Genomic DNA, 13,186 nt, shown 5'->3' with positions numbered 1-13,186 from the left:
TCCTATTTCCCTTCGTCTTCGTTTTTGTGGAGACTGCCGTCCGCGTGGATATGGTAGCCGTCGGGCAAATCATTATCGGAGGAGGACTTCAGCATGCGATTTAACTGTTCTGCCGCGCCCTGAACCACAAAGGAACCGGGGGTGAGTGAACCATCGTTGGCGATCACGGTATGGCGGCGATCCCGTTCCAGTATTCGCACCGGTTTGCGGTGGAAGGTATTCACGTTCTGAGTGAAGACGAACGCCTCCGCGCCTTCGCGGGCGACGGCGTCAGCGGGGAGCACGAATACGTTGTCCAGTTTTTCCACCCGAATCATCAACCGGACTTTCTGTCCGGGACGAAACCGCCAGAGCACCTGGGACTGCCCATCCTGTTGTACCACACGCGACTGATTGTCCAGTGGCAGTCGAAAGGCAAAGGTACGGTTCACCGGGTCGATGACATTCATCAGTTTCTGGATATGAAATACCTGATCAACGGGGGGCCAGTCGCTGGAGCTGTGTTCCTGGAAATCGACTTCGACCGGCCAGCCTTCTCTGACACTTCGTTCCAGCAGTTGGGTTTCATTCCGAAAGGCACGCCCTTCGATGGCGAGCAGACGATGGTTTGCCAGCAGGCATAACATCTGGCCCGTTTTCACCTGTTGTCCGAGGTCGATGTCACTCTCCTGAATTTCGAATGTGAGCGGCGTCTGCTGACGGGATGTGTCTCCCGAAGTTTTCATCACGACGGAGGTCTCCTGCAGCTGGGAAGGGGGCAGGCGATCGGGAACGAGAATATCCAGGTCCCGCACAAAATTTCCCTGGGCGATTTCCTGCAACTGCTGGGGAGTGAAGCCTCGATTGCGCAGTTCGTGCTGATAGCCTTTGATGGCGACTTTCAACCGCTTGATTTCATTGACGACCTCGATGATGCGTGCCTCGGGTATTGCGCCCCGCGAAGTCTCCAGGCGTTTCTGTTTTTTCTCGGCCAGTGCGATGTTGTGGGTGTCTTTGAACAGATTCGTCTGCGTCTGCTGTAGTGATTCACTGAGGATGCCAATCGTATAGAGCACGTCTCCCGGTTGCACGGTATCGCCCGGGTAAAAGTTCATCTTCTCCACGACGCCCTCCACGGGAGAGATCACGCCCTGGTCGCTGCGTCCGGGGCGATCGACGATCATGCCCGGGACCTGCAGCGTTTTCCAGTACGTTTCCGGCAGGATGGATTTGACCCGCAATCCCAGGTTGGCAATCGCCTGATCTGAGAGAATGATCTTCTGCTGTTCGGAATCTTTTTTACTCCCCGATTTTTTCGAGGCAGCAGCCTGACGATCCGCGTCAGACGGATTCTGCTCCAGCAGCGGCAACCAGCGGTCTCGTAAAACGAACGCTCCGGCAATGACCACAAACACTGTGATAGCCAGGAGGGGTTTCAGTGATTTAAGCAGTACGTTCATGTCTGTCCCTTATCAGGTCGCAGATCAATGCAGCCAATGGATGTGATCTCTTTCAAATGAGAACCACAGTGAATCGAAGCGGAATATTTTCCCTGGAGAATCAGACCTTGAAGATCGCGAACTGCCAAGTGTGAAACGGGAAAATGACCGTGGGCAAGGAGAGCAATTTCAACGCCTGAAGCGAGAGGCAGCAGCGGCCAGATTCAGAATCCGATCTGGTACTGCCGGGGTGGCGTGCTTAGATCAGGATCGCGTGATGGCGCAGGAACAGCGGCGCAGCGGTATCGGGGGGCGCGCAGTCAGGCTCACGGAGGGCCGGCCCGTAAGCTGATACCACTTCGCTGACGGAATCCGCCCTAGTCAGGGACCGGAGGAGCAGGTCGTTCACATCGAGGTTGATGTTGGATCGTGCCCCGGAAGTGAGGTCGGTACTGTTCAGATAGATGGCGGAGGAATCGTGGTCGAACGGAGAATCCAGTTGACTGGAAGGTTCTTGCTCCTGTTCGGAATGCGCGTGGTCCCCATGTGCATGGCAGTGATTCCCGTGGGAATGCACGTGCCCATGTTCCGCGTCAGCCTCGGAAGAGTTCAGATGAATGTGGACGCGCAAGTCGTGTCCTGCAGGCTGGTTATCTGCATGCGCGTGTCCGAATGCGACAGACTGTGTCAGCATCACAAACGGAATCAGAATCAGGGACACGGTTTTTCGAAACATACCCATCATTTCAATAGAAGGTCTGTAAGTGTTGACCGTATTCTAACATCCGGCCAGTTAAAGTCCAGATCGACTCTCACGATGCGGAACCCGCAAATGTGATCAGGTTAAGATTCAGCACTCAGGGCAGCGATGTCCTGTCGCGGGGGTGCGCCGAAGAGGCGGCGGTATTCTCTGCTGAACTGGGAAGGGCTTTCGTAGCCGACGCGGAATGCGGCCTCGGCTGCTCTCTTCGGGACGGGTGACTGTTGTGCTGACCACCCGACTGATATTCCAATCTCATCGTGATTCGTTACAGGGGCCGGACTCTCAAAGCCGAGAGTCCGGCCCCTGTTATATTTCAGGCTTTAGACAGACACTGGTCTCGCGATGCTAATCCTGTTTTTTGGGTGTTTCGCTCTGGAACTCGCCCGCGCACTATGTACTATGGAACAGTAATCCTATGTACCTGCATACAGCAGTAACCGCTTCCAATGAGACGAAATATTTTAACAGACGGAATCCCCTCCCGATTATGAGTGACTGGTACTTCCAACAGGACGAACAAATTCTGGGACCCTATCCGTTTCAGGAACTGGTGGAACTGATGCGCGAAGCAAAGCTGGGCCCTGAAACCCTGGTCCGCAACAGTACCGAGGCGGACTGGCAACGTGCCGACTCCGTCAGCGGATTATTTGATCAAGCAGAAGAGGCCCCCACCGGGGAGATGTCATCGGAAGCTGATCCGGATGTTGACGACGAAGCCGAGACTGGCGCCTATTCGGACGAGACCTGGTCGACGACGGTGAAAGCGGCCGTGGATAAGATTGATTCACGTAACCCGAAACCGACAGAGGAAGAGCAGGAGGAAGCGGAGCCCCTGCAGATCGTTCCCGAGATCAGCCTCTCCCTTCTGCAGCGTCCTGCAGTGCGTATGGTGATTCTGGCCTGCATTCTGGTGGTGTGTGCGTGTGCCGGGGTGTATGGCTTTATTCAATGGATGGGAGAAGAGCAGGTCTATTTCCCGCTGGTCGGTGAGACTTCTCCGCTACTGTTTCTGGTTTATGCGACCTGTGCATTTCTGGTCGTGGTGATGATCGTCCCGCTGCTGTCCTATGTGTCGACCACATATCTGCGTGCGGGATACAAACTGGGAGCGCCCCTGGTCACGGCTGGTCTGACTGCGCTGTATCTGCTGCACTGGTCCGAACGGCAGAACCTGTCTTTTCCCGCGCGAAATCAGGCGGAAGCAAAACTCTTCTTCCCGTTGATGGGAGAGTGTTCGACTTTTTCCTATTGGATGTACTTCACGGACGTTTTGATTTTTGTGGCGGTGCTGACATTCTTTACCGCCCGCTGGCTGGAGTCTCATGCAGATGAAGTGTAATTATCGAAGTACTCGAACTGTTGTCACACCCCGGCAGGTGAAGTCATTTCGCGCCCGGAGAGGCTATACCATCATTGAACTCCTGACAGTCACCGCAGTAATCAGTATGCTGATTGCCCTGTTATTTCCTGCCCTGCAGTCGGCCCGGAGTTCGGCGCGGCGGGTCCAGTGTTTAAACAACATGCGGAATGTGAGCCTGGGCCTGTTACAGGCGACAGACAGTGCCAACCGGTTTCCCGCCTGTGGCTACTATGGGGACGGGACTCCGGGCACCGTGGGTTCTTTCCGCAGCTGGGTAGTGGATATTCTGCCTTACATCGATCAGGCAAGCCTGTATAACGAGTGGGACTTTGATGAACATTACCTGAAGACCACCAATGGTCCTCTGGGAGATACGTATATTCCGGTACTGATCTGCCCGGATGACATCAGTGAAGTTCCCGGACAGGGGAACCTGACGTATGTCGTGAACAGCGGCGTGGGATTTTCAGCCCTGATCGGCGGTGTGCATGATTGTCCGATTGGCCCGCTGAGCGGAAAGCTGGATCTGAACGGGAACGGGATCACCTGTAATTCCTCAACGAAAGGGGACGGCACGCCCTCCGACCGAGAACTGTTCTTTCAGATGGGACTGTTTTTCAATGAAACGTGGAAGGGTACAATTCGCGCGGAGCGGCATCACACGATGGCCAGCATCACCGATGGGACATCCAACACGCTGTTGATCTCAGAAAATATTCGCACCGGTTACAATCCGCAAGACCCCTTGTCCAACTGGGCTTCTCCGAACCCTTACCTGACCAGCTTTTATATTGGAACTCCCTGCAAGGGGGGACACTGCGCTGCAGGCAACGTCGATTACAATCTGGCAAACTCCGGAGAGAGTGCGATCAACGCGGGGATTCAGAAGTCGGAAGGGCAATCTCCCTTTCCCAGCTCACTGCATCAAGGAGGCGTGCATGCTGGTTTTTGTGATGGACATATCCAGTTTCTCTCCGAGAAGATTGACGGGAAAATTTACGCTGCCATGGCCAGCCCCCAGGGGCAGGCACTCGAGAACACACTGCTGGCCCAATAGCCACCGCATCAAGATTCGCGTCAGACGAAACATACAGACGACTTGTTGATAGAAACAGAAATCATGCCCATGTCCTATTTCAGCCGGTTCATGTCAACTGCAGCAGCTATCTTGAGCGGTTTACTGCTGTTGCTGGCAGGCGGACTCCTCACTCCGCTATCGGCGGCCGAGGACGAACAGCAAGAAGCTTCCTTTCTGGAAGGCATCCCCCAGTCAACCGAACTCAAAATCCGCAGTCAGTTTGACAAAGCAGATACGAATGGAGACAAAGTGCTGGACCAGGCGGAGTATCTGGCGCGGCTCAAACCCGAGCATCAGAAGGTGGGCCGACTGGAGTTCCTGATCAGCGATCAAGATGATGACCAGCAGATGACCTTCGAGGAATTCTTCAGAACGCCGGCTGTCCCGGCGGATTTGCGGCGGATTCCTGATCCTGTTCGAGACCGGGTCAAAGTACTGGTGAGTTCTCTGAATTCGCAATTTGCGAAATGGGACATCGACGGCGATGGGGGGCTCAGCAAAGAGGAATTCCGGGCCTCGCGGTTGAAAGAAAGTGTTCCCGGAATGGAACGGACATTCTTTCCGGAATGGGACCTGGACAAAGATGAGCAGATCACCCGGGACGAAATCACCCGTTTGCTGGAAATCGCTTATGCCGTGCGTACGCCCGAGGGGGAATTGCTGCGCGAACCGACGGGGCGGGTGGTCAACTGGATGCTGTTTCGCCATCTGGATGCGGATCATAACGGCCAGCTGAACGCGGCGGAGCTCAAGCCCCAGTTGAAAACCGATAACAAAGTTCAGGACCTGCTCAAGCAGGCAGATCAGAACCAGGATCAGCAGCTGAGCCTGAAAGAATGGAAGTCCACACGCGATTGCTGGATCGATCCATATTACTATTTCAAGCGGATCGATAAAAATTTCGACGCGCGACTCAATCCCGAGGAACTGGCCGGTGACAGTGGTTTTCACCGCGATCTGGCCCCTTACCTGATTCCTGCTTTTGACTCCAATGCCGACGGGATGCTCTCGCTTTATGAGTACCGCAACACGCCGATCACCAATCCGGTGGTGAAATGGCATGTGGGGCGGAAAGACACGAACAATAACGGCATGCTCTCGGAGACGGAATTTGACTGGAACCTGGGCCTGTCTGCCCGTTCGCTGGTGCGTGAATCATTTCACTTGCTCGACCTGGATCAGAATCGACAATTGGATGAGGGCGAGTTCTTATTCACTACGAATGCCCAGACGCCCCGCAAAACGTTTGACAAAGCAGATACGAATGGCGACAAGGTGCTGGACCAGGCAGAGTACCTGGCGCGGCTCAAGCCCGAGCACCAGAAAGTTGGTCGTCTGGAATTCCTGCTCGGCGATTTTGATCAGGATCAGAAGATGTCATTTCACGAATACTTCAGCACACCTGCGGTCCCTCTGGGGCAGCGGCGGATACCGGATCCAGTTATAGACCGAGTCCAACAACTGCTGGCTATGCAGGAAAAACGGTTTCGTGCACAGAAGGACGATATCGAGAAGCAGTCCGCTTCAGAAGCCCCCGAAACACCAGAGAAAGACGGTTCATCCGAGACGAAAAAGCGTTTGAATCGAGTGACGCAGCGCCCTCCCGGGTCTGTTTTTGAATGGAATGGGAATCGCAATTTTTCACAAGAGAAGAGTAAACTGTTCCTGGAAATTGCTTATGCGGTGCGTACGCCGCAAGGCGTGCTGTTGCGTGAGCCTTCGGGGCGGGTGGTGAACCTGAGGCTGTTCCGACATCTGGACACGGATCGCAACGGTCGACTGAGTGCCGGGGAACTTTTGCCCCAGTTGCAAGCAGAAAACAAGGTCGAGGAACTGATCAGACAGGCGGATGCCAACCAGGATCAGGAATTAGATCTGGAGGAATGGAAGACGACGAGTGAATGCTGGATCGATCCGGTTTATTACTTCAAGCGAATCGATAAAAATTTCGATGCGCGTCTCGATCCTGCGGAGCTGGCCGGTGACAGCGGTTTTCATCGTGATCTGGCTCCCTACCTGATTCCAGCATTTGACGAAGACAAGGACGGGGTGCTATCGCTGTATGAATACATGAATACTCCTATTACCAATCCCGTGGTGAAATGGCACGTGGAACGAAAGGACAGAAACAACGATGGAAAACTGTCGCGCCTCGAGTTTAACTGGAGTACCGGACAATTGGGGATGAGCCTGATCAAGGATTACTTTGACAAGCTGGACCTCAATCAGGACCAGCATCTTGATCAGCGGGAATTTATTGTGAAATTCGACCTTTCCCGTGCACCGCGGGATCTTGTGTTTCAAAGCCTGGATCAAAATGACGATGGCCGGCTCTCGATTGATGAGGTCTTCGCTGCGACTCAGGAAATTGTACGTTTCAAAAATAACATTCACTACCAGCGGGTGCGGACCAAATTCGAAAAAGAATTTAAAGCACTGGACCTGGATCACGACGAGTCATTGAACCTGGCTGAATTTCAGGAAAAGACGGCAGTGGTCATGCTGCCGCCATACAGTTACAGCCCGCGGATGATCGACCACTTCAAACGACACGTTCCCACACCCCAAAAAAAGTACGTACCGGGAATGGTGCTCACAATCAATGTACTGCTCTTCATCTTCGTGGTCATCTATTTCGTACGAGTGAAACTGAAAAATCGTGCTGAATCGTAAGCGGTCTATTTCTTACCCAAGTGGTTAAACTCAGAAGCGTGACACGCTTCCAGTGCACAAGTTCAGGGGAACAATTCGTTATAGCTGGATCACTTGAACGAATCTGCTTAACCGTACTTCGACAAATCCTGGTGTTGCTTAAAAACAACATTTTCTTCCGCTTCCATTTGACTGCGTTCTATTGTTAAGCGAGCGAGGAAGAAGCCTGCTGACGCTCGTTATTCCGGCGGTGATGAATCGTCCGGTTTTAACGAATGCGTATTGTTTCACTTCTGGTGATCCCGTCTTCATTGTTCGCTCAGAACATTCAACCAGTCTCGCTGCCGCTCGCAGAGACTGTCTGAAACCATCCATCAGCCCACTAATGTGCTGAGCGTGATACCAAACACATGAAGAATCAGGGAGGGGCGTTCTCAAGTTTGCCTTGAATCAACGCAGCCTGCGATCCGTTTATCAAATGATGTCCGCCAGAAATTTCTACATAGCTATTTTGATCACACTTGTGATGTGCGCGCCGCTTGCGGCCGAAGAAGCCTGCCCATCCTGCGCTCCCGGACATTGTGCAACTTCCCTGGATGAGAACGCATTCCAGGCTGAGGGGCCCTTCGTCTTTTTCTCGAAGCTGTTCGACACCAGTGATTTCCCACAGCGCTGGTATTGCGGAACCTGGTCATCGGATAACGGCTGGTTACACATTATCTCGGATATCGGCATTTTCGGGGCCTATTTCGCGATTCCTGTCATCCTGCTGTACTACATGTTACAGCGGAAGGACCTGCCTTTTCCCAAAGTAATCTGGTTGTTTGCCGCGTTTATTCTGTTTTGTGGCCTGGGACACCTGATTGAAGCCGGTATCTTCTGGTGGCCCGTGTATCGCTTTTCCGGTCTGATCAAAGCGTGTACGGCGGTAGTCTCCTGGATTACTGTAGTGGCGTTGATCAGTCTGATTCCAGCAGCATTGAACCTGCCTTCAGCTGCGCTGCTGGCGAAAGAACTGCAGAAAAATAAAGATCGTCTCGAATTCGCCCTGGATTCGGGGCAGATCGGCATCTGGGAATGGGACCTCAAACACAATACAATTTATGGTGATCAACGAACACAAGATATATTCGAGGTCTACGGGACAGAGCAGGAGTTCCGGTTTCAAGATTTCCTGAACCTGCTGCATCCCGATGATCGCAAGGGAATTGATGATCAGATCGAAGACTGCATTACCTCCGGGTGCCCGTTCAATTCGAAGTTTCGGATCATCCATGCTGACGGCAGCATGCACTACATACACGCGGAAGGCAGAGTAACTTATGGAGAAGACGGCGCACCCGAGCAATTCATCGGAGTCTGCCACGATTTCACGGAGAGTAAAATTCAGGAGAATGCTCTCCTGGAAAGCGAACAGAATTTCCGCAGTACGTTCGAGCAGATTGCCATCGGCATTGCGCTGGTCGCCCCTGATGGCAGCTGGTTGCGAGTCAATAACGGGCTGTGTGAGATTGTCGGTTACGACAGTGATGAACTGTTGAAGCTGACGTTCCAGGATATTACGCACCCGGACGATCTGACAGCCGACCTGTATAACGTTGAACAACTGTTAGCAGGCAAAATCGACTCCTACTCAATGGAAAAGCGGTATCTCCGCAAAGACGGCTCCGAGGTCTGGGTTAACCTGACGGTCTGCCTGGTTCGACATCACACGGGAGAACCCAAGCACTTCATCTCTGTTGTCGAAAATATTCAGGAACGCAAAGACGCAGCCGAGGAACTGAAAAAGTATCACGATCAGGTCGAAAAACTGTCACTGGTTGCCAGCAAGACACAGCACTCGGTGATTATTTCCGATGCGCAGGGTCGAATTGAATGGGTGAACAGCGCATTCAGCGAGTTGACTGGTTATGAACTGGCTGAAATCGAAGGCAAAAAGCCGGGCGAGATCTTACAGGGACCGCATACAGACCCGGCGACGGCGGCTGTGATTCGTAACCACCTGCAACAGCAGAAAAGTATCGCAGTTGAGATCATTAATTACGATCGTCGGCAGCGGGAATACTGGGTGGAACTCAAAATCGATCCCGTATTCGATGACGCGGGAACTTTAATCAACTTCATCGCGACACAGGTTGATATCACCGCGCGTAAGCAGTCGGAGCTGGCCTTACGCAAGGCCACCGGTCAGTTCGAACGGTTACTGACTGCTGACATTCTGGGAATCATGACCTGCCGGCTGGATGGCCGAATCGAGCAGATCAACGATGAACTGCTGCGCATTCTGGGCTACAGCTATGAAGATGCCATCGACAACCAACTCAACTGGCAAGAGTTAACGCCGCCCGAGTGGGCACCAATGGACCTGGCCGCGATTGAAGAACTGAGCCAGACGGGACACGCCAAACCGTTCGAGAAAGAGTATCTCCGCAAGGACGGAACACGAATTCCGGTGGTGATTGGCGTGACCATGCTGGACGAAGCGGACGACCTCTGTCTCTGTTTCGTGCTGGATGTCACTTCGCAAAAGGCGACCGAAGAAAGTTTGAAAATTGCCAAGCAGACTGCCGAGGAGGCGAGTCGGGCGAAGAGTGAATTTCTGGCGAACATGAGCCATGAACTCCGCACGCCTTTGAATGGCATCATTGGCATGACAGAGCTGCTGGGCCTGACGAAACTCGATCAAAGACAACACCAGTTTGTGGACGCCTGTCGCACCAGTGGGGAATCACTGCTGTATCTGATCAACGATATCCTCGACTTTTCCAAGATTGAAGCCGGGAAGCTGGAACTGGACCAGCAGGCCTTTGACCTCGAAAAGCTGATGATTGATACCGTATCGACCATGGCCTGGCGGGCCGCGGAAAAAGGACTCGAATTACCCTATTATGTCGAGCCCGCTACACGGCGCATGCTAAACGGCGACAGCAACCGCCTGCGTCAGGTTCTAGTAAACCTTATTGGAAATGCGGTCAAGTTTACCGAAGCGGGTGAAGTTGTGGTACGTGTCGAATCGGTCAGTATGACTCAGGATCAGCTCAAGGCGCGATTCTCGATTTCTGATACCGGAATCGGTATTTCAGAAGAGAAAATCGGCCGCCTGTTTCAGTCGTTTTCGCAGGCAGATACCTCGACGACGCGAAACTATGGGGGCACCGGTCTGGGGCTGGCGATCTCGAAAGAAATTGTGGAGCTGATGGGTGGAACCATCGGTATCGAAAGCGAACCTGGCACCGGCTCGACATTCTGGTTTGAGATTCCCTTCCAGGTCGTTTCAGATAGGACAGAGACATCACCCCAGACTTCCAGTCTGGAGGGTAAACGGGCTCTGATTGCGGAAGAGAATCAGACCTGGAGACAGATTCTATGTGAGTACGCGTTGGAGTTAAAGCTCGATGCAGTGGCAGTCAGTACGTTCGCTGAAGTGCAAGAAGCGATCGAAGCCGGGACACAGAACAACGTTGCCTATGATCTGCTGCTGGTGAACTCAGAGTTGGCCGGACCTGATGAGCTGAAGTTATGGAACAGTTCCCGGGAGGACCTGCCTCACACCGTGTTGTTACTCAATTCACTGGAAGACCAACTGGATTCAGAACAGAAGCGTGAAGTCGATGCGACGATCTGCAAACCACTGCATCGTCGTCAGTTGTTGAGCGTGATCGAAGGTGTATTGAACGGCCGAGAAGAGCACGGTGGCCTGAAAACAGTGGAGTCTATCGAGGAATATACGACATCGGAGCAGCCCCGACTACCAGCGGCCCATGTACTGATTGCAGAAGATCAGAGCATCAACCAGATGTATATGGAAGAGTTGCTCAAAGCGCTGGGCTGCACTTGTGAAACGGCTCTGAACGGTCTCGAAACCATTGAAGCGGTCAAACGAAGTCAGTTTGACCTGATTCTGATGGATTGTCAGATGCCGGAGATGGATGGTTTTGAAGCTTCGCGGCAAATCCGTCAACTGGAAGCAGACGGTATTTTAAGTGGTCACATCCCCATTGTGGCGTTGACCGCGAATGCGGTGAAAGGGGATCGCGAAGTCTGTCTGCAGGCCGGGATGGATGATTATCTCAGTAAGCCGGTTCAGACAAATCAGATTCGAGAAGTGTTCGCCCGACTGCTGGAACAGCAGGCAGATCCTTCTGACTCGTCTCGCGCGGATTGTGATCAGAGCGAGCAGAGCCGTGCCGAGTCGCCGATAGACAGTCAGCAGCTCTGGGAACGCTGTTTTAAAAACCTGGATTTTGCCAATTCATTGCTGAATGAACTTGAGGCCGTCGGCCCCGACCGCATCACTGAGATTCAAGAGAATGCCGATCAGCAGAATCTGACGGGAATCGCGGATGCGGCGCATGCGTTAAAGGGAACAGCCGGGATTCTGTGTGCCTCTCCGTTATATGACCTTTCGCTCCAGGTCGAGAAGGCCAGTCAGAATGAGTCATACACAGATGATCTTAACGAGCTGATCAAGCAGGTGGTTGCAGAAATGCAGGAGTGCCTGGACAGCCTGCCTAAACTACGAGAAGAATTTCAAACGATCAACGAGAACGCGAAATGAAGCAAGCATTAGTAATCGACGACGATTCCCTGGCCCGCCTGGCCATTCAAAACACGCTGCTGGAAGGTGGCTACGAGGTGCTTACAGCCGGCAACGGCCAGGAGGGGCTGGAGTTGCTCAGTCAGAACCATGCCCAACTGGTGATCTGTGACTGGGAAATGCCGGTCATGAACGGGATCGAATTCTGTAAGGCCGTCCGAAACAGCAATCTCAACCGTTACATCTATGTGATCATGCTGACTTCCAATAACCAGTCGGAAGATATCATCAGCGGGTTACACGCAGGCGCCGATGACTACGTGACGAAGCCGTTTCATCCGGGAGAGCTCCTGATGCGGGCAAATGTGGGGCAGCGGATTATTGGGCTGGAAAGTCGTGAAATGACGATCTTCGCCCTGGCCAAGCTGGCCGAGTCGCGCGATCCGGAAACGGGTGCGCACCTGGAGCGGGTTCGTTCCTACTGTCGGGTACTGGCCCTGCAGTTGCAGAAACAGCCCCGTTATCAGAACCTGGTGGATGACAACTTCATCAACCTGGTCTATGAGACCAGTCCGCTGCATGACATCGGCAAAGTTGCGATCCCCGACAGCGTGCTGTTGAAGCCGGGACGCTTGACGGACAGTGAATACGAACTGATGAAGACACATACGCTGAAGGGTGCGGAAACCTTAGCGGCTGCAGTGAAGCAGTTTCCGAATGCCCGTTTCCTGCAGATGGCGCATGACATTGCGCTGCATCATCACGAACGGTTTGACGGCGATGGTTATCCATATGGGCTGGCCGGGGAAGCGATTCCGCTGGAAAGTCGGATTGTCGCCGTGGCGGATGTGTATGACGCGCTGACTTCCAAGCGGGTCTACAAAGAGTCTTATTCCCATGAAATGGCTGCAGAAATCATTCAGAACGAATCCGGCAGTCATTTCGATCCGGAGATCGTCGCCGCCTTTCTGGAAGTGGAAGACGAGTTCATCCAGATCCGAAAAAATAATGCCGACTGCGAGAACGAGGAAGAAGAAGCCCGCAAACGTTGCGTCACCGCCGAAAAACGGTTGTTACTCTCGCACGGTGCCCTGGCATAGTCATTTCGTCGAATTATTTTCATTTCAATGACAGACCCCGCTGCCAGAAATTGAGGCGGAATCTGAAAACTGTCCTGCGCGAACGACTGCTCGATGTTCAGATTGGCGCGGTGGTGCGGTTGCTTAGAATCGGTCTGGTCTTTCTACAGACAGATGGACTGCCCCGACGATCTCCCGTGTGTTTTCATTATTGGCTTCAGTCAGCTCCTCCCATGATGTCTCAATTTTGTGAATCGGCGTGAGGGGGTCAAGCAGAATTGGGGATTGCGAGCAGAGTG

7 protein-coding genes and 1 pseudogene are annotated in these 13,186 nt (G+C 53.2%); 5 read left to right on the top strand and 3 right to left on the bottom strand.

Going from position 1 to position 13,186, the window contains the following annotated elements; genetic code table 11:
- Positions 1-2 precede the first annotated feature (2 nt).
- The 3 genes and pseudogenes from F1728_RS19960 to F1728_RS32640 form a co-directional block, all read right to left on the bottom strand.
- The gene (locus F1728_RS19960) at positions 3-1,439 is read right to left on the bottom strand and encodes an efflux RND transporter periplasmic adaptor subunit (protein WP_228030256.1); all 1,437 of its coding nucleotides are present in this window, start codon (positions 1,437-1,439) and stop codon (positions 3-5) included.
- 238 nt (positions 1,440-1,677) lie between these two features.
- Positions 1,678-2,154 carry a hypothetical protein gene (locus F1728_RS19955; RefSeq protein WP_155365543.1) on the bottom strand — a complete coding sequence of 159 codons (477 nt, stop codon included), beginning with the start codon at positions 2,152-2,154 and terminating at the stop codon, positions 1,678-1,680.
- A 107-nt stretch (positions 2,155-2,261) separates the two neighbouring features.
- A pseudogene (locus F1728_RS32640) lies at positions 2,262-2,378 on the bottom strand (helix-turn-helix domain-containing protein); the annotation flags it as partial.
- 290 nt (positions 2,379-2,668) lie between these two features.
- On the opposite strand from F1728_RS32640, the gene F1728_RS19945 reads away from it, so the two are divergent.
- The 5 genes from F1728_RS19945 (at position 2,669) to F1728_RS19925 (ending at position 12,908) form a co-directional block, all read left to right on the top strand.
- Entirely contained in the window at positions 2,669-3,520 is an 852-nt protein-coding gene (locus F1728_RS19945; protein ID WP_194242454.1) for a DUF4339 domain-containing protein, read from the top strand.
- Complete coding sequence (locus F1728_RS19940) at positions 3,510-4,598, top strand: DUF1559 family PulG-like putative transporter (RefSeq protein WP_194242453.1); 1,089 nt, start codon at positions 3,510-3,512, stop codon at positions 4,596-4,598. Before F1728_RS19945 ends, F1728_RS19940 begins: the two co-directional genes overlap by 11 nt.
- 69 nt (positions 4,599-4,667) lie before the next feature.
- The gene (locus F1728_RS19935; protein WP_194242452.1) at positions 4,668-7,292 is read left to right on the top strand and encodes a hypothetical protein; all 2,625 of its coding nucleotides are present in this window, start codon (positions 4,668-4,670) and stop codon (positions 7,290-7,292) included.
- Between the two features lie 505 nt (positions 7,293-7,797).
- Entirely contained in the window at positions 7,798-11,829 is a 4,032-nt protein-coding gene (locus F1728_RS19930) for a PAS domain S-box protein (RefSeq protein WP_194242451.1), read from the top strand.
- Positions 11,826-12,908, top strand: a complete 1,083-nt coding sequence (locus tag F1728_RS19925) for an HD domain-containing phosphohydrolase (protein ID WP_155365538.1) — start codon at positions 11,826-11,828, stop codon at positions 12,906-12,908. Before F1728_RS19930 ends, F1728_RS19925 begins: the two co-directional genes overlap by 4 nt.
- Positions 12,909-13,186 lie beyond the last annotated feature (278 nt).

The organism is Gimesia benthica (assembly GCF_009720525.1).
In the GTDB taxonomy this organism is placed as follows: Bacteria; Planctomycetota; Planctomycetia; order Planctomycetales; family Planctomycetaceae; genus Gimesia; species Gimesia benthica.
Note: the sequence above shows the minus strand (reverse complement) of the source record. Positions and strands in the feature narration are given on the sequence as shown.

What these genes read in the sequence shown, in the direction of transcription:
- F1728_RS19930 (WP_194242451.1), top strand. Translation starts at nt 7,798, where the DNA reads ATGTGCGCGCCGCTTGCGGCCGAAGAAGCCTGCCCATCCTGCGCTCCC.
- F1728_RS19940 (WP_194242453.1), top strand. Translation starts at nt 3,510, where the DNA reads ATGAAGTGTAATTATCGAAGTACTCGAACTGTTGTCACACCCCGGCAG.
- F1728_RS19960 (WP_228030256.1), bottom strand. Translation starts at nt 1,439, where the DNA reads ATGAACGTACTGCTTAAATCACTGAAACCCCTCCTGGCTATCACAGTG.
- F1728_RS19955 (WP_155365543.1), bottom strand. Translation starts at nt 2,154, where the DNA reads ATGTTTCGAAAAACCGTGTCCCTGATTCTGATTCCGTTTGTGATGCTG.
- F1728_RS19945 (WP_194242454.1), top strand. Translation starts at nt 2,669, where the DNA reads ATGAGTGACTGGTACTTCCAACAGGACGAACAAATTCTGGGACCCTAT.
- F1728_RS19935 (WP_194242452.1), top strand. Translation starts at nt 4,668, where the DNA reads ATGTCCTATTTCAGCCGGTTCATGTCAACTGCAGCAGCTATCTTGAGC.
- F1728_RS19925 (WP_155365538.1), top strand. Translation starts at nt 11,826, where the DNA reads ATGAAGCAAGCATTAGTAATCGACGACGATTCCCTGGCCCGCCTGGCC.